The sequence below is a fragment of the Ramlibacter agri genome, from assembly GCF_012927085.1.
Classification (GTDB): Bacteria; Pseudomonadota; Gammaproteobacteria; order Burkholderiales; family Burkholderiaceae_C; genus Ramlibacter; species Ramlibacter agri.
The window spans coordinates 22,861-48,980 of record NZ_JABBFX010000007.1 but is presented as its reverse complement, the minus strand read 5'-3'; the positions used below and the strand labels follow the sequence as shown (position 1 = coordinate 48,980).

Sequence of the window (26,120 nt, the reverse complement as noted above, 5' to 3'; positions counted from 1 at the left end):
GTCTCCAACCACGGCGGCCGCCAGCTCGATGGCGCGCCCTCCTCCATCTCCGCCCTGCCCGCCATCGCCGACGCGGTGGGCGACCGGATCGAGGTGCACATGGACGGTGGCATCCGCTCGGGCCAGCACGTGCTGAAGGCCGTGGCCCTGGGCGCGCGCGGCGTCTACATCGGCCGCGCCATGCTGTATGGCCTGGGCGCGATGGGCGAGGCCGGCGTCGACAAGGCGCTGGCGATCATCCGCAACGAGCTGGACCTGTCGATGGCTTTCTGCGGCCGCACCGACATCGGCACGGTGGACCGCAGCATCTTGCTGGCACGAACCGTCTAACCCCAAAGCTCCACCAGTCACCGAGCGAGCTTTCCCGCCATGTGCGGCGGGCAATTAGCGAACTGGGGGCGATTTCTGCCTGCCACCGGCTCTGCAAGATCAAGTCGAGCAGTCGAGCGTGTGACGCTGCGTAGGATGAGGCGACTTATCGGACGTGTCGAAAGAAACCCACGTCCTGCACACGATGATCGACCAGGAAGTGGCGCGTCGCCTGGCGGCGTGAGCCGCTCGCCCGGGAGCACGCCACAAGAGCCGCGGAGGGACACGCGGCATACCGGCCGCGCCCGACCTCAACCGTGTGCGGCGCGTCGGCAGTTCGGCGCATCGCTTAGTGCGTCGAGCAAAGTCCTCAAGTTAATCTACGGTCGCCATCGCCATATCCCCGAGCTTCGGCTGCTTCAGCATAAACCGGTCGCTCGTGCGTACATACCAGCCGGGACTTTCCATGCGACCGACCAGTTCCAGCTTGGACGCATCGATGCGGCACTTCCCGGGATCGCTGATCACCCGGTCCGCGATGTTCGCGGCGAGCACTTCAGCGATCACCAGGTGGTTCGGGCCGCCTAATACCTGGATGTCGCGCACGCGGCACTCGAAGGACGCGGGGCTTTCGGCGATCCGCGGCGGCTTGACGAAGCTGGAGGCACAGGTGGTGAGGCCGGCGGCCTGCATCTCGTCGACATGTTCCGGGAACGGCGCGGCCGTGAGGTTCATGGCCGCCACGTTCGCCTCGGACACCATGTTGATCACCAGTTCGCCGGTTTCCTGCAGATTCCTGAGCGTGTCCTTCATGCCGTGGAGGCCGATGCCGATTCCCAGGCAGACGATGGGCGGATCACCCGAGAACGCATTGAAGAAGGAGAACGGCGCGGCGTTCAGCCCGCCGCTGGCGCTCACGGTCACCACCCAGGCGATCGGCCGCGGGACGATCGTCGAAGCCAGGAGCTTGTAGCTGTCCTTGCCATTGAGCTTGCTGAAGTCGAAGTACATGCGTCGCTCTCCTTGTGCTGCGGCGGTCGCGCGATCAGGCCTGCAGGTAGACCACGTGCGTGTGGGTGTATTCGTACAGGCCGTGCTTGCCGTCGGCCCCGCCGATGCCCGACTTGCGAACGCCTGCATGGAAACCCTGCATGGCCTCGAAGTTCTCGCGATTGACATACGTCTCGCCGAATTTCAGCTCTCGCATGGCGTGCATCGCCCGGCTGAGATCACGCGTATAGACCGACGAGGTCAGGCCGTAGTCGCTCGCATTGGCCAGGGCAATCGCTTCGTCGAGACTGTCGACAACCTGGATCGGCAGGACCGGCCCGAAGATCTCATCGCGCATGACCTCCATGTCGGAGGAGCAGTTGGCGAGGACGGTAGGCAGGTAGTGGAAGCCTTGGCGCACATCGGCGCGGCTGCCTCCTGTCACGACCGTCGCACCTTGCGCCCGCGCTCGATCGACCATGCCGCTCACCTTGTCCAGACCAGCCTCGTTGACGAGAGGGCCCATGTCGACATCCGGTTGCGCGATGGGATCGCCGAACCGGGTCGCCTGCATGGCCATGCTCACCTTGGAGATGAAGGCGTCGGCGACGCTGCGCTCCACGTACACGCGCTCGGCGCAGTTGCAGACCTGACCGGTGTTGATGATCCGCGAGTCGCGGACTGCGCGGGCGGCAAGATCGAGGTCGGCATCCGCCAGCACGATCGCAGGTGCCTTGCCGCCCAGCTCCAGGTTCACTTTCGTCAGGTTGGCCGACGCGGCGCGCATGATGGCGCTGCCGGTGCGCACACTGCCGGTGAAGCTAACCAAGTCGACCTTCGGGTGGGCACTGAGTTCGGCACCGACGGCCCCGTCACCGTTGACCACGTTGAACACGCCCGCCGGCAGATCCGCGGCAGCGACGATGCGGGCGAACGCCTCGCAGTTGTTCGGCGTCTCTTCGCTGGGCTTGATCACGATGGTGTTTCCCGTGATCAGCGCAGGTGCCATCTTTCGGGCGATGAGGAAGAAGGGGAAGTTCCACGGCAGGATGCCTGCGACCACGCCAAGCGGCTTGCGCAGCAGGAGGATCGTCTCACCCGGGCGGTCGCTGGTGATTACCTCGCCCTCGATGCGGCGCGCCCACTCGGCCATGTAGTCGAGATAGTCGGCCGTGAAATTGACTTCTACCTCGGCGAGACCCAGGGTCTTGCCTTGTTCCCGCGAGATGCAGCGAGAGATCGCGGTCACGTCCTTGCGAATGCCGGTTGCGATTCGGCGCAGGTAGCCAGCGCGTTCGATGGCGGCGCGCCTGCCCCAGGCCGGCTGGGCTCTTCGGGCAGCTTCGATCGCTGCTTGCACCTCGGACGCACCGGTCTTCGGCGCGCGGGAGATGACTTCGCCCGTGGCGGGATTGCGCACGTCGATGTGGTCCGCGCCGGCGATGAAACGGCCGTCGATGAAATTCTGGAGCAGGGTGGGACTGGACATGTTCTGGAAGTGATTGTGAGAAACCGGGATGGCAGGCGAGAGGTGCTTCACACGGGAGCGGGGTTGCGTTCCTTGTAGACGCTGCGTTGATGCCAGTAGGGATACGCCGGCTCGCGCGCACTTGCCTCGTCCAGGCGGGCAACGTCCTGTGCGTTCAGTTTGAAGTCGGACGCGGTCAGGTTCTCAAGCAGTTGCGCCTCGTTGCGGGCACCGATGACGAGGCTGGCCACCGTGGGCCGCCGCAGCAGCCAGTTGAGGGCAATGTGCGACACCGGCCGCGCGTAGGCCTCCGCCAGGGAGCGCAGCAGGTCGACCAGGTCGAAGAACTGCTCCTGCGGGATGAACATGGCGCGCGCACCGAGGCTGGCGACACGGCTTCCCTCGGGCGCCGCTTGCCCGCGCCCGACCTTGCCGCTCAGCAACCCCGCCGAAAGGGGACTCCAGACGACAGTGCTGACCTGCTGGTCCAGCGCCAGCGGCATCAGTTCCCATTCGAAGTCCCGCGCCAGCAGCGAGTAGTAAACCTGATGGCAGACGTAGCGCGGCCACTTGTGTTCGCCTGCCAGGGCGAGGGCCTTCATCAGGTGCCAGCCGGAGTAGTTGGAGCAGCCCACGTGGCGCACCTTCCCCGCGCGCACCAGTTCGTCCAGGGCCGACAGCGTCTCCTCCAGCGGCGTGAGCATGTCGAAACCGTGGAGGTGATACAGGTCGATCGTCTCGACGCCAAGGCGCCGGAGGCTGGCGTCGCAGGCCTCGACGAGGTGCTTGCGGGTGGCACCGACGTCATCGGGGGCAGTCCCCATGCGCAGGCCGCCCTTGGAAGAAATCACGACTCGGTCCCGGCGGCCCTGGATGGCCTGTCCGAGGATTTCCTCGGACAGACCCTTCGAATACGCGTCAGCCGTGTCGAACATGTTGACGCCAGCATCCAGCGCAATGTCCACCAGCCGGCGCGCCTGGGCGAGGTCGGTTTCACCCCAAGCCCGGTAGAAGTCGTTGCCGCCACCGAAGGTCGCCGTGCCGAGACTCAGCGCGGAGACCTTCAGATCGCTGTTCGCGATGTGCCTGTATTCCATGGATGAAGGTCCCGTGGTTCAGTTGGCCTGGATGTTTGCCTTCTCGATCACAGGCTTCCAGCGCCGGTGCTCGGATTCGATGAAGCCCTTGAATTCGGTGGCGCCCAGGGGCAAGGCGGTACCGCCGGCGGCTGCGAAGCCATCCAGGACTTCCTTGTCCTTCAGCACCGTCGCCATCGCGGTATCCAGGGTGTGGAGAACCGGAGCGGGAGTTGCGGCCGGCGCAAAAATGCCGATCCAGGACGTCACTTCCGCGTTCGGGAACCCGGCTTCACCGAGAGTGGGCACGTTCGGCAGCGAGGGCAGTCGCTTGTTGCCGGTCACGGCCAGGCCGGTCAGCTTGCCTGCCTTGATGTTCTGTTCGGTCGTGGACGCGTAGTCGAAAGCAAGATCGACCATGCCCCCCAGCAGGTCGGTGATTGCCGGGGCGCTGCCTTTGTAGGGAACATGGACGAGGCTGCTCTTCGTTTCGGCCTGGAACAATTCCCCCGCAAGGTGCGCCACGCTACCGTTCCCGGCGGACGCGAACGTGACCGTCTGCGGTTTCTTGCGCGCCGCTTCGACGACGCCCTGAATGGTCTTGTACGGCCGGTCGGCGCGCGCGACGATCACCAGCGGAAGCCCCATCATCCCATGCACCGGCGCCAGGTCCTTGCGCGGGTCGTAGGGCAACCGGTCCTTGTAGACATAGGGATTGACGACGATGTTGGCCATCGTCCCGACCAGCAGCGTATAGCCGTCTGGGGCCGCCTTGGCAACGGCGTTCGCGCCGATGGAAGCGCCAGCCCCCGGCCGGTTCTCCACCACCACTGGCTGCTTCAGTTCTTCGGCCAGCTTGCGGGCGACGAGACGCGCGCTGGCGTCTGTGACGCCCCCGGCGGGGAAGGGCACGATCAGCGTGACTGCCTTGCCGGGGTAGTTCTGCGCGGACACAGGCACGGCAATTGCGCAGGCCGCGGCGATCGCGCTTGCGGCCAGCCCGCGAAACCATTTGTTGAGAGCTTTCATGTCACCTCCTGGGAAAATGTCTGGGAAAAGTTCTGCCGACTTGCGGCGCTATAGTTCGGAACTCGATTAGCAACAAGTTCATGAGCACACGACTCGTTCCAGCAGCTGCACGAGCATTCGCTCTGTTCGAAATCTTTGCCCGCGAGAAGCGGGAGCTGTCCAACGCCGAACTGGCCAAGAACCTGGACCTGCCGGAAAGCAGTTGCTCCAACCTGGTGAACACGTTGATCGACATCGGTTACCTCGGCCGCTCGCATCAGACCAGGCGCCTGTACCCCACGGGACGGCTGATCGCGATTGCCCGCGAGATCGACAAGAACGACATCGCTGCCGCCAGCCTGAACGATGCCTGTGAGCGGGTCCGCAATCGCACTGGCGAAAGCGCGCTGTGCGGATCGCTCCACGGGCAGGTGGTCACTGTGGTGGCATTCAGCCCTGGCCATCAACCGCTGCGGTACACGTCTGCGCGAGGCGATCGCCTGAGCCTTCATGTATCCGCCCTCGGCAAGGCCATCCTGACGCGCATGCCGCCGGAGGACGTTCCGCGCGAGATCGGCAGCGGCCCTTACGAGAAGGTGGCGTCCGCGACGATCACCGATCCCGGGGAACTGGTGCGGCAGGTCGGAAGGCTCAGGAAACTGGGTTACGTGCATCTGGAGAACGAAGGCGCGGACGGACTTGCGACGATCGCCATCGCGGGCCGGGTCAACGGGCAGCTCCTGGGGTTCAGCATCGCAGGCGCACAGCCGACGCTGCGCCAGCGACGTGATGAATTCCTGGCGGTGCTGCACGAGGTCTGCGACCCGCTGTTCGATACCGCTGCCGCTTGAAGGCTGCCGCCTTCAAGCGGCAGCCTTGTGGCCTTCTTCGCGCAAGACCAGGTCCCACACTTCCTGGCCGATCGGCCGGTCCCGCTCCTCGAGGACATGTGCCACCAAACTCGCGCAGCGGCCGGTGAGCATCAGGCCGCGCCCCAGCAGGGGATCCAGGCCCATGTCGGCGATCACCGCCGCAAGGGCGCCGGCGCCATTGACTTCGAAGGGGCGACCCTTGGTTTCGCTGAGCACCTCGGCGAGACCATCCATCAATCGCCAGTGCAGCCCGTAGAAGCCGTTCTCGCGCGCGAGTTCACGGATCACCGGAGTGCGCGGATCGCCTTCCGCATGGGTTCCACTGCCCACTCCCAGCACCGGCTTCTTCGCCGCCTTCATCGCCGAGAGGTAACCCGATGCCAGATCCCGGATGGTGGCGGCGGCAGCGTCCTTGTCCACATCCTTGCAAGTTTCCAGCAGCGACTGCGCAATGTTCTGGATCGGGCCCAGGTAGACGCTGCCACCACCCAGCAGGCCCGCAGCAACTGCGCCCTGCAAGGCCTCCGGGGCGCCTAGCCAGGTGAGGCGCGCCGACAGCACGCTCGGGGTGATTCCGTGTCCGGCTGCCGTCACGAGGATCAGGTTGAGCATCACCTTTTCCTGCGGCGTCGGCACGCGCCCGATGGCTGTGAGCATGACGACGTCCAGAAAATCCATCTTGCCCAGGATTTCCGTCGAAAAGTCCTTGCCGCGAAGGACGACCGCCGTCTTGGTGGCGTAGCCGATATCGGTGGTGTGCATTGTCATTGCTTGTCGTTTCCAAGGTTCAGGACGGCATCCAGCGCGACGACGCCGCCGCCTTGCGGCAAGACCGCCAGGGGATTGATCTCGAGTTCCTCGATGCCTGGTGTCGTCGTCACCAAGGTGCTCACGGACACCAGGGCATCGACCAGGGCATCGATGTCCGTGGCCGGCTTGCCCCGGAAGCCCTTGAGCAGCCGCACGCAGCGGGTCTCTTCGACCATGGCACGCGCCCTTTGCGGCGTGAGCGGCAGCAGCCGGCGGCTGACGTCCTTGAACAGCTCGATGGCGATCCCGCCGAGCCCGAAGGTGCAGACATGGCCGAACACAGGATCCCGGTGAACGCCGATGACCACTTCGGCGAACGGGCCCTCCAGCATCTCCTCCAGCAACACGCCTTCCAGGGCGTGCCCGGGCGCCGCCTGGGCGACCGTGCGCATCATTTCTTCGAAGGCTGCCACCGCAGCGTCTGCCGTGCGGATGCCCAGCAGCACGCCGCCGACGTCTGACTTGTGGGTGATCGTCGGACTGACGATCTTGATGGCGACCACCGGCGCTTCCAGTTCGGAGAACGCCTTCGCCACATCCTGCTGCTGCGCGACGAAGCGCGAGCGGGGCACACGGATGCCGGCGGACTTGAGCCTGGCCTTGGCCTCGTGCTCTCGCACCGGAGTCGGCTGCGAATCACCCATGTGGGCAACTTCCGGCTTACCGGCTAATGCCCCAGGCCGCCAAGCCGCATCATGCGACGACTGCCACGCGCCGCGTTCGAGGTAGCGCTGGACTGCCTTGACGGCGTTCTCCACCGATCGCGCCGGGACGATGCCGCCTTCCACCAGCACGGGGTAGCCGTCGCCCAACTTGTCGCTCATCCAGACCATCACGATCGGCTTGTCCACCTCCTGCTGGACGCGGACCGCACTCCTGGCCGCCGTGGTCGTCACTTCGCCGTAGTCGAAGGGGATGGGATAGATGACGGCGCCGACGTTCGGATCCTGCGCCACTGCCTTGAGCGACGCATAGCCGATCTCCGGGTCAGTGAGGACCACCGCGGTCGTGTCCACCGGGTTGGAGATGGCTGCATAGGGGGGCAGTTGCGATTGCAAGGTTGCAGTGGTGGCGTCCGTGAAGCTGGCAAGCTCCAGGCCCGCCTGGCCCACCTTGTCGGCGGCCAGGGCGGCGGTTCCGCCGGAATAGCAGAACACCGCGACCTTCTCACGGCCCGTCGGCAGGCCTCGTGCCAGCAGTGCCGCGACATCGACGAGCTCATCGACGTCTTCGACCTCGGTCACACCCAGCTCGCGGAACACGGCGCTGTTCACTTCCGCCGATCCGGTGATTGCCGCCGTGTGCGACTGGGCCGCCTTCATGCCGTATTCGGATTTGCCGATCTTCATCGCCACGATCGGCTTGCCATGCCGGGCCGCGTGCTGGCACGCCTCCAGGAAGCGCGGACCGTTGCGCACACCTTCCAGCGTGGTTGCGATGACCTTGATGTCATCGGCCGTTGCCATGTAGTGGACGAAGTCGCTCACCTCCAGATCCACCTCATTGCCGGCGGAGAACCACAGGCCGGTGCCGATTCCGCGGGCCATCGCCTGGATGATCGTGCGGCCCATGCCGCCGCCTTGCGTCGCCAGCCCGATGGGCCCCGGCATCTGGTCGAAGCGATATGCCGGGGAGAAGGTCATCCCCAGTCGCGCATTGATGTTGTTCAGCCCCGGGCAGTTCGGGCCATAGATGCGCATGCCGCTGCTGCGCGCGAGCTCCGCCATGCGCGCCTCCGCGCGACGGCCCTCTTCTCCGACCTCGCCGAACCCGGAGGTCAGGACCATCGCGAACTTCGTGCCGAGGGCGGCAGATTCCTCCAGGGCCGGCAGGACGCTGTCTGCCTTGACCGCCACGATGGCGACGTCCACCGGCGTGCCTACATCCTTCACAGAAGGATGGCAGGCCATGCCGCGGACCTGCGAACGCGTCGGGTTCACCAGGTGCAGCTTTCCCTGGTAGCTGGAGTGGGCCAGCAGGTTGTCCAGCGTGCGGCCGCCTACGCTGTCCGCGCGATCCGATGCACCGATCAGCGCGATGGAACGTGGCAGGACCAGGTGCGACAGGTCGGAAAATTGGCCTTGAGCCCGGTTCATGCGACTCCGCCTTCGGTCGGTCGGCGCTGGATGAGATAAGGCACCGTCGCCTCGATCACCGCTTCGTCGCGCTGGTTGATGGTCCGGCGCCTGAACACCAGGACGCCGCGCTCGGGGTTGCGGGTGGGACGCGCTTCTGTCACATCGATCCTTGTCCGGATGGTGTCGCCGATGAAGGTCGGCTTCAGGAATTGCAGCTTGTTCTCCAGAACGGAGATGGCGGTGTTTTCGATCAGCTGGTGAACCAAGGTGCGAGTGGCAAGTCCGACGCTGACCGATGCAACCAGCAACCCGTGGGCAAGACGCTGCCCAAAGAAGCTGGACTTTGCGAACTCGACGTCGACATGCAGGCGGTTGAAGTCGCCCGTCAGCGCGGCAAAGGCGACGACGTCTGCCTCCGTGATCGTGCGGGCTGGCGTCTCGAACATATAGCCGACCGGCAGGTCTTCCCAGTACAGCTTGAGCGCTTGGACATCGCGGACGGCGGCAGCGGAGCGGGACAGTTCGGTCATGACGAGAACCGCCCGCCCGTGACGAACACCGTCGTTCCAGTGATGTAGCGGGCCTGCTCGGAAGCGAGGTACGCGACCGTGTTGGCGATGTCCTCGGGTGCGCCCAGGAAACCGACGGGGTTCTTGCCAATGGCGACCTCGCGCAGCGAGGGGTAGTTGACGTGGCTCTTGATGCCTTCCGTCTCGATGAAGCCCGGGGCGACGGTGTTGACCGTGATGCCGTTGCGAGCCTGCTCCAAGGACAGCGAACGCGTGAAGCCCACGATGGCCATCTTCGAGGCCGTGTAGCTGGTCTGCCCGAAATTGCCGAACATCGAACGTGAGCCGATGTTGATGACGCGGCCCCAGCGGCGGTCCTTCATCTGCTGGAGCACCGCGCGCGTGACGTGGAAGGTGCCCTTCAGGTTCACGTCCATGACGAGATCCCAGTCGCTTTCCTTCATCTTCAGCAGAGTCGCGTCGCGCGAGATCCCCGCGTTGTTGACCAGAACGTCGACCCGACCGAACTGTTCCATGACCGATCCAATCGCGCAGCCGACGTCCTCCGCGCTCGTGATGTCACAACGCTGTGCGACCCCGCGCAGGCCGGTCGCGCGGACTTCTTGCATGACCGCTTCCGCGGCGTCGCTATCGGTGTCCAGCACAGCGACATGGGCGCCTTCTGCCGCAAACGCGAGCGCGGTTGACCGACCGATACCCCGGCCGCCCCCGGTAATCAGCACGACCCTGTCCTTCAACCCCAGGTCCATTCCTGCATCTCCAAAATGACATTCGATATTTCGAATAAATATTCGATAGGCTGCAGTCTAGATGCCTGGCAAGGCAATGGCAACTCTGTCCCAGCGGGCCGTGGGGCCTTTCAATCCAGGGGCGTCAAACGTCCACGAAGAAGGCGTTCACTATGAGGACGTGGTCCGGCGCATCACGCGTCAACATCGGTCGCCCCTTGAACTCCACTCCTCATAAGGTGGCCAGCTCGGACGCCGCCGGCATGAAACTCACGCCAGAGGTCGCTGGCGCACGAGTGCACGCGACCGCCAAGGCATTCGCCGCCCTATGCGAGGAACTGAAGATGGTCTGCCTGGCCACCCAATGGCCGGGGCGAGCTTCGCCGATCTCGTGGGGAAGCTGCTGCAGTGCGAATCTGCCGCCCGCCGGCAGCGTAGGCGTGACGCCTCGGAGGAGACGGCTCCGCTACGCTGCCCGCCAGAAAGGTGCCCCCTTCCCGCCAGGCTGAACGAAGGCCTGGCAGTGAACACGGAACATCGCTGTGCCGGCGCGCCCGCGCTATCGCCCCATCGAACTGCAATACCTGTTCGGACACTTCTGGACGGAGGCGACGATCCAGGAGTTCTGGGCCGGCAAGTCCTTCCTGCGGCCCGACGATGGCCAGCCTCTCAGCTACGAACTGGCCAGGCTGCTGGTGTCCTTGCTGGACAAGGACTACGAGATGCTGGCCGGCTTCTGCCGGCTGGCGCAACGCGAGGACGGCGGCGAACAGGCCGCGCGCGCGGTGCTGGGCGCCGGCCTGCAGGAACTGGCCGCCGTGGTGCTGGGTGCGGGCACCTGGGCCCCGCAGCCGGCGGCCTGGGCCGAGGGCACCCAGAAGGGACAGTTCTAGTCGTCGGCCGGCGCGTCCAGCCCGGGGAACAGCACTTCGGTGAAGCCGAACTTCGTGAAGTCGCGCACCCGCATCGGGTACAGCTTGCCCACCAGGTGGTCGCATTCGTGCTGCACCACGCGGGCGTGGAAGCCCTCGGCCTCGCGGGCGATCGGCTGGCCCTGCGGGTCGACGCCGGTGTAGCGGATCCGCCGCCAGCGCGGCACCATCGCGCGCAGGCCGGGCACGGAGAGGCAGCCTTCCCAGTCTTCCTCCTCCTCGCCGGCCAGCGGCGTGATCACCGGGTTGAGCAGCACGGTGCGCGGCACCACTGGCGCATCAGGATAGCGCGGGTTCGGCGCGTCCGTGCCGAAGATCACCAGCTGCAGGTCGACGCCGATCTGCGGCGCGGCCAGGCCGGCGCCATTGGCGGCGGCCATGGTGTCCTGCATGTCGGCAATGAGCTGCGCCAGCTGAGGCGTGTCGAAGGCGCGCACGGGCTGCGCCACGCGCAGCAGGCGCGGATCGCCCATCTTCAGGATTTCGCGAACGGTCATGCGGCGAGCATACCGCCGCGCCTCAGGACGCGAGCAGTTGGCGCAGCCCGTCTTCGTCCAGCACCGCCACGCCCAGCTCGCGGGCCTTGTCCAGCTTGCTGCCGGCTTCCGCACCCGCGACCACGTAGTCGGTCTTCTTGCTGACGGAGCCCGCCACCTTGGCGCCGGCGGCTTCCAGCAGGTCCTTGGCCTCGTCGCGGCTCAGCGTGGGCAAGGTGCCGGTCAGGACCACCGTCTTGCCGGACAGCGGCTTGGGCGCCTGCGCCACCGGCTCGCTCTCCTCCCAATGCACGCCGCAGGCGCGCAGCTGCTCGATCACCTCGCGGTTGTGCGGCTGCTGGAAGAAGGCATGCAGGCTTTCGGCGACGATGGGACCGACGTCCGGCACCTGCAGCAGCTGCTCCACGCTGGCGTCCATGATGGAATCCAGCTTGCCGAAATGCCGCGCCAGGTCGCGCGCCGTCGATTCGCCGACGTGGCGGATGCCCAGCCCGAACAGGAAGCGCGGCAGGGTCGCGGCCTTGGATTTCTCCAGGCCGGCCAGCAGGTTCTGGGCCGACTTCTCGCCCATGCGCTCCAGCGCGACGAGGTTCGCGAGGCCGAGCCGATAGAGGTCCGGCAGCACCTTCACGACGCTCGCCTCCACCACCTGGTCCACCAGCTTCTCGCCTAGGCCCTCGATGTCCATCGCGCGGCGCTGCGCGAAGTGCAGGATGGCCTGCTTGCGCTGCGCGCCGCAGAACAGCCCGCCGGTACAGCGATAGTCGGCCTCGCCCTCCTCGCGCACCGCCGCCGAACCGCACACCGGGCAGGTGTGCGGCATGACGAACTCCTGCGCGCCGGCCACGCGCTTCTCCGGCACCACGGCCACCACTTCAGGGATCACGTCGCCGGCGCGGCGCACGATCACCGTGTCGCCGATGCGCACGTCCTTGCGCCGCACCTCGTCCTCGTTGTGCAGCGTGGCATTGGTGACGGTCACGCCGCCGACGAAAACCGGCGCGAGCTTGGCGACGGGCGTCAGCTTGCCCGTGCGGCCGACCTGGATGTCGATGGACTCCACCGTCGTCAGCTGCTCCTGCGCCGGGAACTTGTGCGCCACCGCCCAGCGCGGTTCGCGCGTGACGAAACCCAGCTGCCTCTGCAGCGCAAGCGGGTTCACCTTGTAGACGACGCCGTCGATGTCGAAAGGCAGGCTGTCGCGCGCCTGGCCCACGGCCTGGTGGTACTTGACCAGGTCCTCGGCGCCGTGCGCGATGACGGTGCGATCGGACACCGGCAGGCCCCAGGCCTTCATCGCCTGCAGCACCTGGTAGTGCGTCTCGAAGGCCGGTCCGTCCTCGATCTCGCCCCAGCCATAGGCATAGAAGCTCAGGGGCCGCTGCCGCGCAATGGCCGGATCCAGCTGCCGCACGGCGCCGGCCGCGGCATTGCGCGGGTTGACGAAGGTCTTCTCGTTCTTCGCACCCTTGGCGATCTTCTCGCGCTGCGATTCGTTCAGCGCCTCGAAGTCGTCGCGGCGCATGTAGACCTCGCCGCGCACTTCGAGCACCGGCGGGAAATCCTTGCCTTTGAGCTTGAGCGGAATCTGCCCGATGGTCCGGATGTTCTGCGTCACGTCCTCGCCGATCTCGCCGTCGCCGCGCGTGGCGGCCTGCACCAGCACGCCGCGCTCGTAGCGCAGGTTGATGGCCAGGCCGTCGAACTTCAGTTCGGCGACGTATTCGACCGGCGGGTCGCCCTCTTTCGATTCCAGCTCGCGGCGCACGCGCCCGTCGAAGTTCTGCGCGCCGGTGGCTTCGATGTCGGTCTCGGTGCGGATGGAGAGCATCGGCACCTTGTGGCGGACCTTGGCAAAGCCTTCGGCGATGGCGCCGCCGACGCGCTGCGTCGGCGAATCGGGGGTGCGAAGGGCCGGATACTTTTCCTCCAGCTCCTGCAGTTCGCGGAACAGCTTGTCGTATTCGGCGTCCGGAATCTCGGGCGTGTCGAGGACGTAGTACTGGTGGGCGTGGTGGTGCAGCAGTTCGCGCAGCGCGTCGGCGCGTTCCTGGTCGCGGGGCGGGATCGACATGGAAGAGATTGTGCCTCGCTCGTGGCGGCCATCGTAGGGTGCGCAGCTTGCTGCGCACCGCTCCGAAACGTCAGCTGAAAAGCCGTCGCGCCTGCGGCGAGCCGGCCGACAGGTCGCGCGCTTCCAGCGTGTCGTACAGATGCTCGAGGTCCGCGCCGATGCGGTCCAGCGCTTCCACCGGAATCACGCGGCCGTCGTCGTCGGTGATCATGCCGTCCATGGCGGCGGCCAGGGCAATGGCCGTATCGCGCATGCGCACGAAGGGCTGTTCGATGCGCGACACCTGCGGCACGTCCAGCGACAGCGTCAGGTCGCGGATGGCCGAGTGTGCGGGATCCTCCGACAGGGCCGCCTGGGTCGAGAAGGACAGCCCCAGCACCGCCGGCTGGCCCGGCTGCGTGGCCGGCAGCACCATGCGGCCCGGGATGGCGCCGGCGACGAAGCCCTGGCGCGACGCGTGCTGTTGCACGTAGCCCGGGCTCCAGGCCGCCTGGCGCGCGCGCAGGGTGAAGCTCAGCTGGGCGTCATGGGTGCTCGCGAACTGGTCCAGCTCGCGCGCGCGGCCCACTTCGTCGCGCATCTCGGGAAACTCCGGCGCGCCGTTGATGGCATCGGCGAAGGCCTGGGTCTTCATCACGAATTCGGAGAACTCGATGTCGTTCAGCGCGCCGTTGCGGTTGGCCAGCTGCACGCCGGCCTGGAAGGCGGCATAGCGCTGGTTCGCCCGCGGTGTCTCCCACTCGCCGCTCGCGTCGTTGCGGCCTTCGATGGCGAAAGGCTTGCTGCCGGCGCGGCGCGTGGTCGGCAGGGCCGCCATGGCGGCTTCGCCGGTCACCAAGGTGTCGATCGCGATGGCCGCCAGCACGTCGATGAGGGCGTCCAGCCGCGGTTTGCGCTCCGGCTGCGGCAGCGGCGCCAGGTCTTCGTCCGGCTCCGGGTGCAGCACCGGTTCGCTGCGCTCCTGCGGCTCCAGCGGCACGGTGGCGAGCACGGTGGTGGGGACGTCCGGCTGGCGCGGCGTGTTGCGCCGCGTGGTCCAGGCGTTCCAGGCCACCAGGCCGGCGAGCACGAGCCCGCCGATGATGGCCAGGCCGACGGTGAAACCGCTCATGCTTCGGCCATCGACACGGCGGATTCCATGTCCACCGCCACGATGCGCGAGACGCCCTGCTCCTGCATGGTCACGCCGATCAGCTGTTCGGCCATCTCCATCGCGATCTTGTTGTGGCTGATGAAGAGGAACTGCGTTTCCTTGCTCATGGCACTCACCAGCTTGGCGTAGCGCTCCGTGTTGGCGTCGTCCAGCGGCGCGTCCACCTCGTCCAGCAGGCAGAAAGGCGCCGGGTTCAGCTGGAAGATGGCGAAGACCAATGCAATGGCGGTCAGCGCCTTCTCGCCGCCCGACAGCAGGTGGATGGTCTGGTTCTTCTTGCCCGGGGGCTGCGCCATCACCTGGACGCCGGAGTCGAGGATCTCCTCGCCCGTCATCATCAGCTTGGCGTTGCCGCCGCCGAACAGCTCGGGGAACATGCGGCCGAAGTGCTCGTTGACGGTGTTGAAGGTGCTGGCCAGGAGCTCGCGCGTCTCGCCGTCGATCTTCTTGATGGCGTCTTCCAGCGTCGTCATCGCTTCGTTCAGGTCCTTGGACTGCGCGTCCAGGAACTGCTTGCGTTCGCGCGCCGTGCTCAGTTCTTCCAGCGCAGCCAGGTTCACGGCGCCCAGCGCCTGCACCTCGCGATGGATGCGGTCGATCTCCGACTGCAGGCCCTGCAGGCGCACCTTGTTGTCCTCGATCGACTTGCCCACGGCTTCCAGGTTGGCCTGCGCGTCTGTCAGCAACTGCTCGTACTGCTCCAGGCCCAGGCGCGCAGCCTGTTCCTTCAGCTGCATCTCGGTGATGCGCTGGCGCAGCGGGTCCAGCTCGCGCTCCAGCTGCAGCCGGCGCTCGTCGGAGGCGCGCAGCTTGGCGGTGAGGTCGTCGTATTCGCTGCGCTTGGCGCCCAGCACCTGCTCGCGCTCGGACTTCAGTTCCAGCGCGCTTTGCAGGCCGGCCTGGGCAGCGGCGTCGGTCAGGCGCGAGAGTTCGGCCTGGGCCCGTTCTTCTTCGCCGGCGATGGAGCCCGCCTGCTGCGTGGCCGTCTCGATGGAGCGCTGCAGCTCGCCCTTGCGCGCTTCCAGCGCGCGCTGCGCGAAGGTCGCTTCCTGCGCCTGGCGTTCCAGGCTGCGGTGCTGCTCGCGCGCCTCGGCCAGCTTGCGCTCGGACTCGATCACGCGTTCGTCCAGCTGGGCGTGGCGCTCCTGGCTGTCGGCCAGCTGCATGTCCAGCTCCTCGAAGCGGCCCTCGGCCGCCACGCGGCGCTCCTGCAGTTCCTCCAGCAGCGCGTCCAGTTCGGCCATGTCGCCGGCGATCTGCTCGCTGCGGGCGCGGGTCTGTTCGGCCAGCTGCGTGAGGCGCAGGTTTTCCACCTGCAGTTCGTGGGCGCGGCCCTGCGATTCGGCGGCTTCGCGGCGCGCCACCGTCAGGCGCTGCGAGGCGTCGCTGTACGCGGCTTCGGCGCGGATCAGGGCGGTGCGCGCTTCCTCGGTGATGAGGGCCTGCGCGCGCAGTTGCTTCTCGAGGTTCTCGATCTCCTGCTGGCGGGCCAGCAGGCCGGCCTGCTCGGAGTCCTGCGCGTAGAAGCTGACGCTGTGCGGCGTGACCGCATGGCCGGACGCCACGTAGATCGCCTCGCCGGCCTGCAGCTTGTCGCGGGCGGCCAGTGCATCTTCCAGCGAAGTGGCCGTGTAGCAGCCATGCAGCCAGTCGGCCAGCAGCGCCTTCAGGCCGGCATCGTTCAGGCGCAGCAGGTCGGCCAGGCGCGGCAGCGCGGTGGCGCCTTCCGGCGCGGCGGCCTGGGGCGCGTGGTAGAAGGCCAGCTTGGCCGGCGGCGCATCGCTCGCGAAGGCCCGCACCATGTCCAGGCGCGAGACGTCCAGCGCGTTCATGCGTTCGCGCAGCGCCGCTTCCAGTGCGTTTTCCCAGCCCTGCTCGATGTGGATCTTGGTCCACAGGCCTTGCAGCCCGCCCAGGCCGTGCTTGGCCAGCCAGGGTTGCAGCTTGCCGTCGGTGCGGACCTTTTCCTGCAGGGCCTTCAGCGCTTCCATGCGCGCCGACAGGTCGGCCTGGCGTGCGCCCTGGGCGTTGACGTCCTGCTGCCTGGTGCGCCGGTCTTCGTCCAGCTGCGGCACCTGGTCCTGCAGTTCGTGCAGGCGGGCGTCGGAGGTTTCGGCCTGCTCCTGCGCCGCGGCCAGCTGCTGCTGCAGGTTGACCAGGCGCTGTTCGTCGGGCGCGGCCAGCGCGTTCTTGTCGGCCACGAGGCGCTCGCGCCGCTGATTGAGCTGGCGCGACTGTTCCTCGATGTTGCGCTGGTCGGCGGCCAGCACCTGGATCTGCTGCTGCACCTGGGTGACGGCGCCGCGCTGCTCGCTGGAGCGCGTCTGCGCCTGCCGCACGGCATCTTCCAGGTCGGGCAGTTGCAGGTCCTGTTCTTCGACCTGGGCGGCCAGCAAGGCGGCTTTTTCTTCCGCCTCCATGCCCATCGCGGCCAGGTTTTCGGTTTCGGCTTCCGCTTCTTCCTTGCGGGTGGACCACTGCGCGGCCTGCTCCTTCAGCTGCACGAGGCGCTGTTCGGCGCGCTGGCGGCCTTCGACCACGAAGCGGATCTCCGCCTCCAGCCGGCCCACTTCGGCGCTGGCTTCGTACAGCTGGCCCTGGGCCTGGTTCACCTGGTCGCCGGCGGCGTAGTGCGCCTGGCGGATGGTTTCCAGCTCGTTCTCGATGCGGCGCAGGTCGGCGACGCGCGACTCGAGGTCGTTGACCGCCTTGTCGGCATCGGCCTTGATGCGGGCCTGGTCGGCCTCGGCCTCGGCGCGCTTCAGGTACCACAGCTGGTGCTGCTTGAGCGTGACGTCAGCCTGCAGCTGGTTGTAGCGCGCGGCCACCTCGGCCTGCTTCTCCAGCTTTTCCAGGTTGGCGTTCAGCTCGCGCAGGATGTCTTCGACCCGCGTGAGGTTCTCGCGCGTGTCCGTCAGCCGGTTCTCGGTCTCGCGGCGGCGCTCCTTGTACTTGGAGACGCCCGCCGCCTCTTCCAGGAACAGGCGCAGCTCCTCCGGCTTGGATTCGATGATCCGGCTGATCGTGCCCTGGCCGATGATGGCGTAGGCGCGCGGGCCCAGGCCGGTGCCGAGGAACACGTCCTGCACGTCGCGCCGGCGCACCGGCTGGTTGTTGATGTAGTAGCTGCTGGTGCCGTCGCGCGTCAGCACGCGCTTGACGGCGATCTCCGCGAACTGGCTCCACTGGCCGCCGGCGCGGTGGTCGGCGTTGTCGAACACCAGTTCCACGCTGGAGCGGCTGGCCGGCTTGCGGCTGGTGGTGCCGTTGAAGATGACGTCCTGCATGGACTCGCCACGCAGCTCGCTGGCCTTGGACTCGCCCAGCACCCAGCGCACGGCGTCCATGATGTTGGACTTGCCGCAGCCGTTCGGTCCGACCACGCCCACCAGCTGCCCGGGCAGCATGAAATTGGTGGGCTCGGCAAAGGATTTGAACCCGGAAAGCTTGATCGAATTAAGGCGCACGGTCCCCTGCCTCTGAGACTGACTCGAATTGACCGGGGATGATACCGTGCGGGTGCCCCCCTCCCCTTGGCGCGCGTGGGGCGCTTGTAACGGGGTTTCACCCCATGTTCGGCTGGCCGTTGGACGCGGTAACACCGCCGTCCACGGGCAGCGCGACCCCGGACCAAGTGTTGCCGGGTCCGGCCGACGCGCCGGAACAACGGTGCCATGGTCGCGCGCGCCACGTCTTTCTAGAATCGGCCGCCATGCCGTCCCGCCGCCGCCTCCTGGCCGCCGCGCCGCTCGCCTTGCTGGCGGGATGCGCCACCCGCTTCGCCGAACCGAGTCCCCAGCACTTGCCGCGCCTGCAGGTGCAGAACCCCGGTTTCACGCCCGTCGACGGCGTGCCCTCCATAGGCGTGGGCGCGCTGCGCCCGGGCGACATCGTGCTGTCGGCGGCCAACGGGCTCACGTCCGCGGGCATCCGCCTGCTGACCGTGTCGCCGGTGAGCCATGCCTCGCTGTACGTGGGCGACGCGCAGGTGGCCGAGGCCGTGGGCGAAGGCATCCGCCGCCGCTCGGTCGAAGCGCTGCTCGCGGAGGAATCCACGGTGGCGGCCTTTCGCCACCCGGGCCTGCGCCCCGAGCACATCGACAAGATGCGCGCCTTCGTCGGCGAGACGGTCGGCACCCGCTACAACGTGGTCGGCGTGATGCTGCAGGCGCCCTTCTCGATCGAGCGGCGCCTGTGCGAGCTGCCGCTCGCGCCCGCGCCGATGCGCGACCTGTGCGTCCGGGGCGTGGGCGCCGTGCAGCTCGGGCTGGGCAGCAGCGACCGCTTCTTCTGTTCGCAGTTCGTGCTGGAGGCGTACCGGCGCGCGGGCCTGCCCCTCACCGAGGCCGACCCGCGCTTCCTGAGTCCGGCGGACCTGCTGCACATGCGCGAAGGCGACGTGCCTTCGGTGCGCAGCCTGCAGGCGCTGCAGTACGTCGGGCACCTCAAGTACCAGGCGGACCCGCCGCCGCCGGACGAGACGGCGATCGCCTGAGGTTCAGCCGCCGACGTGCATGCTGAACACGGCGCCGTTGTTCAGCCGGCAGCTCCCGCTGCCCAGCGTCGACGTGTTCATCGTGTAGCGGCAGCTCATGAAGCTGCCGCGGTTGCCCGCACCGCTTGCCTGGCCGTCGCGGGCCGATCCCGCCACGCGCGTGGCCTCGCCGGAGAAGGCCTCGCCACCGATGGCGGTGGTGAAGTAGCCGCGCCCATTGAGGTCGTTGGTCACCGAGGCAGCCACGATGCCGTACTGCGCCGCCAGGTCGTTGGCGGGGTACAGCCGCGCGGTGAAGACGACGGGCGCCGGCGGCGTGGCCGGCGTCACGGCGGTGGGGCCGGCGACCGGCGAGGTCGGCGGCATCGGCTGCGTCGGGACGACGTAGCAGCCGGCAAGCGCCGCGCCGGCGAGCAGCACGGCGGCCCATTGGGTGGCGTGGACGACGGTGCGGGAATCGAGCTTCATGGATATCCAGGTGGTCCAGGCAGATGCCTGTGCGGCGCACTGTGGCGAGTGCGCCCCCGGAACACCAGGACTCCTTGCGCATGTAGCCGGGCCGGTTACCGCTGGTATCGCGCCGCGATACCGGCAGCCCGTCCAGCGCGCTTGTCCCAGCTATCCACGCGCCTCGAATTGCCCTAGATTCGGCCCAGCCGAACCAGGAGGGATGCCGATGGACGTCAGCCGCCTCGTCGAACCGGACCGCGTGCACCGCAGCGTGTACACGGACCCGGCGATCTTCGACGCCGAGATGGAGAACATCTTCGAGCGCATCTGGGTGTACTGCGGCCACGAGTCGCAGGTGAAGGCGCCCGGCGACTACTACGCCGTCACCATCGGCCGCCAGCCCATGCTGATGGTGCGGCAGCCCGATGGGGGCATCTCGGTCCTCTACAACCGCTGCCCGCACCGCGGCGTGCAGGTCATCGGCAACCGGCAGGGCAACACCGGCAGCGCCCTCGTCTGCTCCTACCACGCGTGGAGCTTCCACCTGGATGGCAGCGTGCGCGCCATCCCGCTGGCGGCGGGGTACGAGAACACGCGAATGACGCGCGACAACCCCGATTGCTCGATGCGCCGCGCCGCGCGCGTGGACAGCTACCGCGGCTTCGTCTTCGCTTGCCTGGTGGACGAAGGGCCGACGCTTTCAGAATTCCTCGGCGAAGCGAAGGTGGCCTTCGACGACATGTGCGACCGCTCGCCGGAGGGCGAGGTGGAAGTCGTGCCCATCTGCCACCGCGTCATCCAGCATTCGAACTGGAAGTTCTTCATGGAGAACCAGCTCGATGCGCTGCATCCTTCCGTCACCCACCAGTCCACCGGCATCGCCGCCGGCCGCGTCGAGAAGCGGCTGAAGGCGCAGGGCGAAGCGGTGCCGCTGTACTACCACTACCTGTCCGCCTTCGCTTCCAACTTCGACCAGTGGGACAAGGTGCAGACCATCAACTTCCCGCGCGGCCACGGCATCCTCAAGGCCTACATGGGCCTGCGGCCCGCCGACCCCGACACGCGCGAGTACGAGGCGCTGCTGGAACGGGCCTACGGCAAGGAGAAGATGGAGGAATACCTCTCGCGCAGCATCCACCACGTGCTGGTGTACCCCTACCTCTCGGTGCAGAGCCCGCTGCAGCAATTGCGCTGCATGCGGCCGATCTCGGCGGACAAGACGCTGTCGGAGATCTGGCATTTCCGGCTGAAGGGCGCGCCCGAGGCCATCTACCGGCGCAGCCTCTGGTACTACAACCTGGTGAACTCGCCGGCCACGATGATCAACGCCGACGACCTGGAGAACTGGACGAAGGGCCAGCGCGGCCTGGAGTCCAAGGGCATGGATTGGGTCAGCTTCCACCGCTGGTACGGCGACGACCGCGAGGACAACGGCGTCATCTACTCCAACCACGGAACCTCCGAAGCCGTGATGCGCAACCAGTTCCGGGCCTGGTCCCGGTACATGGGCGCCTGAGGAGAACGCGATGGACAGCAAGCAAGCAGCGATCCCCAGCGCCGGCCCGGACTTCGAGCACCTGCTGGCGCAGGACGTCGTCATCGAAGCCGGGGCGCAGGCGGCCACCGGCGCGCAGTCCGTTGCGCCGGACCATTCGCCGCGCGCACCGCAGCTGGGCGTAGGCGCTCCGCAGCGCACGGCAGAAGCGCTGCCGGCCGCACCGCTGGCCGCCGGCGCCGACCTGCAGCGCCAGGTGGAGCAATTGCTGTACGGCCAGGCCGAACTGCTGGATGGCAAGTACTGGCAGGCGTACATCGACCTGTTCGCCGACGACGGCGTGTACTGGATGCCGGTGACCCCGCAGCAGACCGATTGGGAAGGCTCGCCGTCGATCTTCGCCGAGGACAAGCCGATGATGGAGATCCGCAAGGGCCGTGTCAGCCACCCCAACGCGTGGTCGCAGGCGCCGGACTGGGAGACCAGCCACCTCGTGAGCCACGTCACGCTCGAATCGGATGACGGCCGCGAGCTCGTCGTGCGCTCGCGCTTCCACATGATGGAGCTGCGGCGCGACGAGATCCGCCACTTCGGCGGCCGCTACCGCCACCACCTGGTGCGCGACGCCCAGGGACAGCTTCGCATCAAGCTGCAGCGCGTGGACCTGTTCAACAGCCAGGCGCCTTTCGACTACGTGCTGCAGATCTGGGTTTGACCACACGAGGAGCAGACCATGGGTGATGTTCGCTGGAAAGTCGTGGCGGCCGGCCTCTTCGGGCTGGCCGCCGCAGGCCTGGCCCAGGCGGCCGACCGGGTGAAGGTGGGCTTCGTCAGCACGCTCTCGGGGCCGAACGCGGCCCTGGGCGTGGACATCCGCGACGGCTTCAATCTCGCCGTCAAGCTGCATGGCGGCAAGCTGGGCGGCCTGCCGGCCGAAGTGCTGGTGGCCGACGACCAGTTCAAGCCCGACACGGGCCGGCAGCTGTTCGAGCGCTACGTGAAGCGCGACAAGGTCGACTTCATGACCGGCGTGGTGTTCTCCAACATCATGCTGGCGGCGCTGCCGGAAGCGGTCGACAACAACGTCCTCTACATCAGCCCGAACGCCGCGCCCTCCTCGATGGCGGGCAAGGACTGCAACCCCCTCTTCTTCGCGGCGAGCTGGCCCAACGACGCCTACCACGAGGCCGCGGGCGCGTTCGCCAACCAGCGCTCGCTGAAGAACGTGTTCCTGCTTGCGCCCAACTACCAGGCGGGCAAGGACTCGCTGGCCGGCTTCAAGCGCACCTTCAAGGGCGACATCGCCGGCGAGGTCTATTCGCAGCTCGGCCAGCTGGATTACGCGGCCGAACTGGCGCAGATCCGCGCCGCCAGGCCGCAGGCGGTGTACGTCTTCCTGCCCGGGGGCATGGGCATCAACTTCATCAAGCAGTTCGTCGGCTCGGGCCTGTCCAAGGACACCATGCTGCTGCTGCCCGGCTTCAGCGCCGACCAGGACATCATCAGCGCGATCGGCGCGCCGATGGCGGGCCTCTTCAACACCGCGCACTGGTCACCCGACATGGACAACGCGGCCAACCGCAAGTTCGTCGCCGAGTTCCAGAAGGAATACAAGCGGCTGCCGACCCTGTATGCGTCGCAGGGCTACGACACGGCGCTGCTGATCGACGCGGCCGTGCGCGACGTCAAGGGCCGCCTCGAGGACCGCCAGGCCGTGCGCAACGCACTGCGCGCCGCCCGCTTCGAGTCGGTGCGCGGCGCTTTCAAGTTCAACACCAACCAGTACCCGATCCAGGATTACTACGTGCGCACCATCGGCAGCGACGGCAAGGGCGGGCTGGTCAACAAGTCCTTCAGCGAACCCATATTGCGCAACCACGGCGACGCCTACGTGCAGCAGTGCAAGATGGCGAAATGACCTTGTTCCTCGAGCAGGGGCTCAACGGCCTTCAATACGGCCTGATGCTGTTCCTGCTCGCCGCCGGGCTGACCATCGTGTTCGGCGTGATGGACCTGATCAACCTGGCCCATGGTTCGCTGTACATGGTGGGCGCCTTCGTCGCTGCGTGGCTCGTGCCGATCACGGGTTCCTTCTGGCTGGCTTTGCCGGGCGCGGTGATCGTGACCGCGCTGGTGGCCGTGGTGCTGGAACTCGGTCTCCTGCGCAGCCTCTACGCGCGCGACCACCTGTCGCAGGTGCTGGCCACCTTCGCCTTGATCCTCGTGCTGAACGACGCGATGAAGATGGTGTTCGGCTCCGACCTTCCCCTGTCGGCGCCCGAAGCCCTGGCCGGGCCGGTCGCCCTGCCCCTGGGACTGCAATACCCGGCCTGGCGGCTGCTGATCATCGCGGTGGGCCTGCTGCTCGCCTTGCTGCTGTACCTGCTGGTCGAGAAGACGCGGGTCGGCGCGCTGGTGCGCGCGGGCGCCTCCAACCGCCGCATGAGCAGCGCCATGGGCGTGAACGTGCCGCGCCTGTTCACGGCGGTCTTCGCCTTCGGTGCGGCACTGTGCGCGGTAGCCGGCTGCCTGCTCGGGCCACTGCTGGCGGTGCAGGTGGGCATGGGCGAGAACATCCTGATCCCGGCTTTCATGGTCGTCGTCATCGGCGGCGTCGGCTCGATCCGCGGCGCGCTGCTCGGCGCCTTGCTGGTAGGCGTGGTCGACACGCTGGGACGCACCTTGCTGCAGCGGGGCCTGCACATCTGGCTGCCGCCGCAGTGGTCCAGCGCCGCCGGGCCCGCGCTGGCTTCGGTCGCCATGTACCTGCTGATGGCCGGCATCCTGCTTTGGCGTCCCCAGGGCCTGTGGCCGGTGCGGGGCCGATGAGGGGCCGCGCGCTGCTGGCCGGCGCTGCATGGGCCGCCGCCCTCGCCCTGCCCTGGGTGTTGCGCGCTGCCGGGGCGGACTTCTACCTGAGCCTGGCCAGCCGCATCCTGGTCTACGCGATCGCCGCGACCAGCCTCAACCTGCTGCTCGGTTATGCCGGCATGGTGTCGCTGGGGCATGCCGCCTTCTTCGGCCTGGGCAGCTATGCCAGCGCCGTGCTGCTGTCGGAAGGACAGCAGTCGCTCGCGCTGCACCTGCTGGTGACGCTGGCCGTCACGGGCCTCGCCGCGCTGGCCATCGGCGCGGTGTCGCTGCGGACCCGCGGCGTCTACTTCATCATGATCACGCTGGCCTTCGCGCAGATGCTGTTCTACCTCGCCAACTCGATGAAGGGCTGGGGCGGCGACGAAGGCCTGCGCCTGCGCTCGCGCGTGCTGCTGCCGTTCGGTGCGGACCTGCCCGATGGCATGGTCCTGTACTACACGGCGCTTGCCGTGCTGGCGGCCTGCCTCGCAGGGCTGGCCTTGTTTGCACGCTCGCGCGCGGGCCTCGCCGTGCGGGCCTTGCGCGACGACGAACTGCGCGCCGAGGCGCTGGGCCTGCCCACCTTCCGCTGGAAGCTCTGCATCTTCGTGATGGCGGGCCTGGTCGCGGGCGTGGCCGGCGCGCTCGGCGCCAACCTGCAGGGCTACGTCAGCCCCAACAACCTGCACTGGACCCAGTCCGGCACCTTGCTGGTGATGGTGATCCTGGGCGGCGCGGGCAGCCTGTGGGGCGGCGTCGCCGGCGCGCTCGCCTTGCTGCTGCTGGAGGAGGTGCTGGCCGCGTACACCGGGTACTGGTCCTTCTGGACGGGCTGGGTGCTGCTGGCCGTGGTGCTGTTCGCGCCGCGCGGCCTGGCCGGCCTCGTGCGGAGGCGCGAATGAGCGAGGCGCTACTGCAAGTGCGGGGCCTGCGCAAGCAGTTCGGCGCGCTGGTCGTCACCGACGGCGTGGACCTGGAGGTGCGGGCGGGCGAGATCCACGCGCTGATCGGCCCCAACGGCGCCGGCAAGACGACACTGGTGGCACAGCTGGCCGGCGAACTGCGCAGCGAAGCGGGGACCATCCGTTTCGCCGGCGCGGACATCACGCACGCGACCATGCACGCGCGTGCGCGCCGCGGGCTGGTCCGCTCTTTCCAGGTGACGCGCCTGTTCCACAGCCTCACGGTGGCCGAACACCTGGCGTTCGCGGGCGTGGCCTGCGGCGCCGCCGTTCCGCCCGGACTCCTCGCCCGGGCCGGGCTGGAAGGGCGCGGCGCCGTGCAAGTCGATGAACTCTCGCACGGGGAGCAGCGCGCGCTGGAAGTGGCGCTGGCGCTGGCGACGCGGCCCCGCCTGCTGCTGCTGGACGAACCGATGGCCGGCCTCGGCGCGCAGGAGTCGCTGGCCATGGGCGAGCGCATCGCGGCCCTGCGCGGCGAATGCGCCGTATTGCTGATCGAGCACGACGTGGAAGCGGTGTTCCGGCTGGCCGATCGTGTGTCGGTGCTGGTGGGCGGCGCCGTGATCGCGAGCGGGCCGCCGGCGCAGGTGCGCAGCGACCCGCGGGTGCTGGCCGCCTACCTGGGCGAGGCCGCATGAACGAACTGCTCGCCGTGCGCGGCCTGAACGCCGGCTATGGCCGCAGCCAGGTGCTGTTCGACGTCGATCTCGAGCTCCGCGCGGGCGAGATCGTGGGCCTGCTGGGACGCAACGGCATGGGCAAGACGACGCTGGTGAACGCGGTGATGCAGTTGCTGCCACCCTGGTCCGGCGGCGTGGCTTTCCTGGGCGAGCCGATCGCGGGCCGGCCCGCGCACGAGGTGGCCCGTCGCGGCATCGCGCTGGTTCCGGAGGGGCGCCAGGTCTTTCCGAATCTTTCGGTGCGGGAACACCTGGAGGCCTTCACCCGCCCCGGCCCGTGGACGCCGGACAAGCTCTGGGACTTGTTTCCGCGGCTGGCCGAGCGGCGCGGCCACCGCGGCGACCAGCTGTCCGGGGGCGAGCAGCAGATGCTGGCCATGGCGCGCGCGCTGGCCACCAATCCGCGGCTGTTGATCCTGGACGAGGCCAGCGAAGGGCTCGCGCCGCTGGTGCGCGAGGAGATCTGGCGCGTGCTGGGCGTGCTGCGCGATGGCGGGCATTCGATGCTGGTGATCGACAAGTACGTGCAGCGGCTGGTGGGGTTGGCGGACCGGCACGTGATCCTGGAGAAAGGACGTGTCGTGTGGACAGGGACGTCGCAGGCACTTTCCGCCGACCGGGCGCTCTGGACCCGCTACCTCGGGATCTAGCTGGGGTGCG

General features: G+C 67.7%; 24 protein-coding genes. 11 read left to right on the top strand and 13 right to left on the bottom strand.

Going from position 1 to position 26,120, the window contains the following annotated elements:
• Positions 1-330 (top strand): alpha-hydroxy acid oxidase (locus HHL11_RS33920; protein WP_169423060.1); only part of this gene is annotated, 330 nt, incomplete at its 5' end.
• Between the two features lie 354 nt (positions 331-684).
• Here HHL11_RS33920 and HHL11_RS33915 read toward each other — a convergent pair.
• From HHL11_RS33915 to HHL11_RS33900, 4 genes are read right to left on the bottom strand one after another with little or no spacing between them, the layout of a single operon-like run.
• Positions 685-1,320, bottom strand: a complete 636-nt coding sequence (locus HHL11_RS33915) for a flavin reductase family protein (protein ID WP_169423059.1) — start codon at positions 1,318-1,320, stop codon at positions 685-687.
• A 34-nt stretch (positions 1,321-1,354) separates the two neighbouring features.
• Positions 1,355-2,788 carry an aldehyde dehydrogenase gene (aldA, locus tag HHL11_RS33910; RefSeq protein WP_169423058.1) on the bottom strand — a complete coding sequence of 478 codons (1,434 nt, stop codon included), beginning with the start codon at positions 2,786-2,788 and terminating at the stop codon, positions 1,355-1,357.
• Positions 2,789-2,835: 47 nt separating this feature from the next.
• Positions 2,836-3,864, bottom strand: coding sequence for an aldo/keto reductase (locus tag HHL11_RS33905; protein WP_169423057.1), 1,029 nt, complete (start codon positions 3,862-3,864; stop codon positions 2,836-2,838).
• 18 nt (positions 3,865-3,882) lie between these two features.
• Positions 3,883-4,872 (bottom strand): Bug family tripartite tricarboxylate transporter substrate binding protein, encoded by a 990-nt coding sequence (locus HHL11_RS33900; protein WP_169423056.1) that lies wholly within the window; start codon positions 4,870-4,872, stop codon positions 3,883-3,885.
• Between the two features lie 80 nt (positions 4,873-4,952).
• On the opposite strand from HHL11_RS33900, the gene HHL11_RS33895 reads away from it, so the two are divergent.
• Positions 4,953-5,702 carry an IclR family transcriptional regulator gene (locus HHL11_RS33895; protein ID WP_169423055.1) on the top strand — a complete coding sequence of 250 codons (750 nt, stop codon included), beginning with the start codon at positions 4,953-4,955 and terminating at the stop codon, positions 5,700-5,702.
• A gap of 12 nt (positions 5,703-5,714) precedes the next feature.
• On the opposite strand, the gene HHL11_RS33890 is transcribed toward HHL11_RS33895, so the two are convergent.
• The 4 genes from HHL11_RS33890 to HHL11_RS33875 are packed head-to-tail and all read right to left on the bottom strand — an operon-like array spanning position 5,715 to position 9,890.
• Positions 5,715-6,485 (bottom strand): citryl-CoA lyase, encoded by a 771-nt coding sequence (locus HHL11_RS33890; RefSeq protein ID WP_169423054.1) that lies wholly within the window; start codon positions 6,483-6,485, stop codon positions 5,715-5,717.
• 2 nt (positions 6,486-6,487) lie between these two features.
• Complete coding sequence (locus HHL11_RS33885; protein WP_169423053.1) at positions 6,488-8,629, bottom strand: acetate--CoA ligase family protein; 2,142 nt, start codon at positions 8,627-8,629, stop codon at positions 6,488-6,490.
• Positions 8,626-9,141, bottom strand: coding sequence for a MaoC family dehydratase (locus HHL11_RS33880; protein WP_169423052.1), 516 nt, complete (start codon positions 9,139-9,141; stop codon positions 8,626-8,628). Before HHL11_RS33880 ends, HHL11_RS33885 begins: the two co-directional genes overlap by 4 nt.
• Entirely contained in the window at positions 9,138-9,890 is a 753-nt protein-coding gene (locus HHL11_RS33875) for an SDR family NAD(P)-dependent oxidoreductase (RefSeq protein WP_169423051.1), read from the bottom strand. The genes HHL11_RS33880 and HHL11_RS33875 overlap by 4 nt, the downstream gene beginning before the upstream one ends.
• Before the next feature lie 521 nt (positions 9,891-10,411).
• On the opposite strand from HHL11_RS33875, the gene HHL11_RS33870 reads away from it, so the two are divergent.
• On the top strand, positions 10,412-10,762 hold the full coding sequence (locus HHL11_RS33870) for a hypothetical protein (RefSeq protein ID WP_169423050.1): 351 nt from the start codon (positions 10,412-10,414) through the stop codon (positions 10,760-10,762).
• Here HHL11_RS33870 and def read toward each other — a convergent pair.
• The 4 genes from def to smc all read right to left on the bottom strand — a co-directional run bounded on the left by def (position 10,759) and on the right by smc (position 17,992).
• Positions 10,759-11,298 (bottom strand): peptide deformylase, encoded by a 540-nt coding sequence (def, locus tag HHL11_RS33865; RefSeq protein ID WP_169423049.1) that lies wholly within the window; start codon positions 11,296-11,298, stop codon positions 10,759-10,761. The two genes, HHL11_RS33870 and def, sit on opposite strands and share 4 nt — an antisense overlap.
• Before the next feature lie 22 nt (positions 11,299-11,320).
• Positions 11,321-13,372: an NAD-dependent DNA ligase LigA gene (gene ligA / locus HHL11_RS33860; RefSeq protein ID WP_169423048.1), complete on the bottom strand. Its 2,052-nt coding sequence runs from the start codon at positions 13,370-13,372 to the stop codon at positions 11,321-11,323.
• Positions 13,373-13,442: 70 nt separating this feature from the next.
• Positions 13,443-14,483, bottom strand: coding sequence for a cell division protein FtsZ (locus tag HHL11_RS33855; RefSeq protein ID WP_169423047.1), 1,041 nt, complete (start codon positions 14,481-14,483; stop codon positions 13,443-13,445).
• The gene (gene smc / locus HHL11_RS33850; protein WP_169423046.1) at positions 14,480-17,992 is read right to left on the bottom strand and encodes a chromosome segregation protein SMC; all 3,513 of its coding nucleotides are present in this window, start codon (positions 17,990-17,992) and stop codon (positions 14,480-14,482) included. The genes HHL11_RS33855 and smc overlap by 4 nt, the downstream gene beginning before the upstream one ends.
• 245 nt (positions 17,993-18,237) lie before the next feature.
• On the opposite strand from smc, the gene HHL11_RS33845 reads away from it, so the two are divergent.
• A complete protein-coding gene (locus HHL11_RS33845) occupies positions 18,238-19,020 on the top strand; it encodes a C40 family peptidase (RefSeq protein WP_169423045.1) in 783 nt (260 codons plus the stop codon).
• A gap of 3 nt (positions 19,021-19,023) precedes the next feature.
• Here the strand turns inward: HHL11_RS33845 and HHL11_RS33840 are convergent, their stop codons facing one another.
• Positions 19,024-19,488 (bottom strand): hypothetical protein, encoded by a 465-nt coding sequence (locus HHL11_RS33840; protein WP_169423044.1) that lies wholly within the window; start codon positions 19,486-19,488, stop codon positions 19,024-19,026.
• A 208-nt stretch (positions 19,489-19,696) separates the two neighbouring features.
• Here HHL11_RS33840 and HHL11_RS33835 point away from each other — a divergent pair, with 208 nt between their 5' ends.
• Genes HHL11_RS33835 through HHL11_RS33805 form a run of 7 tightly spaced genes read left to right on the top strand, consistent with a single transcriptional unit; the run spans position 19,697 to position 26,110 of the window.
• Positions 19,697-20,986, top strand: coding sequence for an aromatic ring-hydroxylating oxygenase subunit alpha (locus HHL11_RS33835; protein WP_169423043.1), 1,290 nt, complete (start codon positions 19,697-19,699; stop codon positions 20,984-20,986).
• Positions 20,987-20,996: 10 nt separating this feature from the next.
• The gene (locus tag HHL11_RS33830) at positions 20,997-21,680 is read left to right on the top strand and encodes an aromatic-ring-hydroxylating dioxygenase subunit beta (RefSeq protein ID WP_169423042.1); all 684 of its coding nucleotides are present in this window, start codon (positions 20,997-20,999) and stop codon (positions 21,678-21,680) included.
• Between the two features lie 18 nt (positions 21,681-21,698).
• Positions 21,699-22,883: an ABC transporter substrate-binding protein gene (locus HHL11_RS33825; RefSeq protein WP_169423041.1), complete on the top strand. Its 1,185-nt coding sequence runs from the start codon at positions 21,699-21,701 to the stop codon at positions 22,881-22,883.
• Positions 22,880-23,794 carry a branched-chain amino acid ABC transporter permease gene (locus HHL11_RS33820; protein ID WP_169423040.1) on the top strand — a complete coding sequence of 305 codons (915 nt, stop codon included), beginning with the start codon at positions 22,880-22,882 and terminating at the stop codon, positions 23,792-23,794. Before HHL11_RS33825 ends, HHL11_RS33820 begins: the two co-directional genes overlap by 4 nt.
• Positions 23,791-24,720 (top strand): branched-chain amino acid ABC transporter permease, encoded by a 930-nt coding sequence (locus HHL11_RS33815; protein ID WP_169423039.1) that lies wholly within the window; start codon positions 23,791-23,793, stop codon positions 24,718-24,720. The genes HHL11_RS33820 and HHL11_RS33815 overlap by 4 nt, the downstream gene beginning before the upstream one ends.
• Positions 24,717-25,418, top strand: a complete 702-nt coding sequence (locus HHL11_RS33810) for an ABC transporter ATP-binding protein (protein WP_169423038.1) — start codon at positions 24,717-24,719, stop codon at positions 25,416-25,418. Before HHL11_RS33815 ends, HHL11_RS33810 begins: the two co-directional genes overlap by 4 nt.
• 5 nt (positions 25,419-25,423) lie before the next feature.
• Complete coding sequence (locus HHL11_RS33805; RefSeq protein WP_169423061.1) at positions 25,424-26,110, top strand: ABC transporter ATP-binding protein; 687 nt, start codon at positions 25,424-25,426, stop codon at positions 26,108-26,110.
• The last annotated feature ends 10 nt before the right edge of the window (positions 26,111-26,120 follow it).

Excerpts from the sequence above, each read along its gene's own strand:
- HHL11_RS33900 (WP_169423056.1), bottom strand. The coding sequence starts at position 4,872 with ATGAAAGCTCTCAACAAATGGTTTCGCGGGCTGGCCGCAAGCGCGATC.
- HHL11_RS33855 (WP_169423047.1), bottom strand. The coding sequence starts at position 14,483 with ATGAGCGGTTTCACCGTCGGCCTGGCCATCATCGGCGGGCTCGTGCTC.
- def (WP_169423049.1), bottom strand. The coding sequence starts at position 11,298 with ATGACCGTTCGCGAAATCCTGAAGATGGGCGATCCGCGCCTGCTGCGC.
- HHL11_RS33915 (WP_169423059.1), bottom strand. The coding sequence starts at position 1,320 with ATGTACTTCGACTTCAGCAAGCTCAATGGCAAGGACAGCTACAAGCTC.
- HHL11_RS33810 (WP_169423038.1), top strand. The coding sequence starts at position 24,717 with ATGAGCGAGGCGCTACTGCAAGTGCGGGGCCTGCGCAAGCAGTTCGGC.
- HHL11_RS33830 (WP_169423042.1), top strand. The coding sequence starts at position 20,997 with ATGGACAGCAAGCAAGCAGCGATCCCCAGCGCCGGCCCGGACTTCGAG.
- HHL11_RS33875 (WP_169423051.1), bottom strand. The coding sequence starts at position 9,890 with ATGGACCTGGGGTTGAAGGACAGGGTCGTGCTGATTACCGGGGGCGGC.
- HHL11_RS33880 (WP_169423052.1), bottom strand. The coding sequence starts at position 9,141 with ATGACCGAACTGTCCCGCTCCGCTGCCGCCGTCCGCGATGTCCAAGCG.
- HHL11_RS33825 (WP_169423041.1), top strand. The coding sequence starts at position 21,699 with ATGGGTGATGTTCGCTGGAAAGTCGTGGCGGCCGGCCTCTTCGGGCTG.
- HHL11_RS33885 (WP_169423053.1), bottom strand. The coding sequence starts at position 8,629 with ATGAACCGGGCTCAAGGCCAATTTTCCGACCTGTCGCACCTGGTCCTG.
- HHL11_RS33890 (WP_169423054.1), bottom strand. The coding sequence starts at position 6,485 with ATGCACACCACCGATATCGGCTACGCCACCAAGACGGCGGTCGTCCTT.
- HHL11_RS33820 (WP_169423040.1), top strand. The coding sequence starts at position 22,880 with ATGACCTTGTTCCTCGAGCAGGGGCTCAACGGCCTTCAATACGGCCTG.
- aldA (WP_169423058.1), bottom strand. The coding sequence starts at position 2,788 with ATGTCCAGTCCCACCCTGCTCCAGAATTTCATCGACGGCCGTTTCATC.
- HHL11_RS33895 (WP_169423055.1), top strand. The coding sequence starts at position 4,953 with ATGAGCACACGACTCGTTCCAGCAGCTGCACGAGCATTCGCTCTGTTC.
- HHL11_RS33905 (WP_169423057.1), bottom strand. The coding sequence starts at position 3,864 with ATGGAATACAGGCACATCGCGAACAGCGATCTGAAGGTCTCCGCGCTG.
- ligA (WP_169423048.1), bottom strand. The coding sequence starts at position 13,372 with ATGTCGATCCCGCCCCGCGACCAGGAACGCGCCGACGCGCTGCGCGAA.
- HHL11_RS33845 (WP_169423045.1), top strand. The coding sequence starts at position 18,238 with ATGCCGTCCCGCCGCCGCCTCCTGGCCGCCGCGCCGCTCGCCTTGCTG.
- HHL11_RS33815 (WP_169423039.1), top strand. The coding sequence starts at position 23,791 with ATGAGGGGCCGCGCGCTGCTGGCCGGCGCTGCATGGGCCGCCGCCCTC.
- HHL11_RS33835 (WP_169423043.1), top strand. The coding sequence starts at position 19,697 with ATGGACGTCAGCCGCCTCGTCGAACCGGACCGCGTGCACCGCAGCGTG.
- HHL11_RS33840 (WP_169423044.1), bottom strand. The coding sequence starts at position 19,488 with ATGAAGCTCGATTCCCGCACCGTCGTCCACGCCACCCAATGGGCCGCC.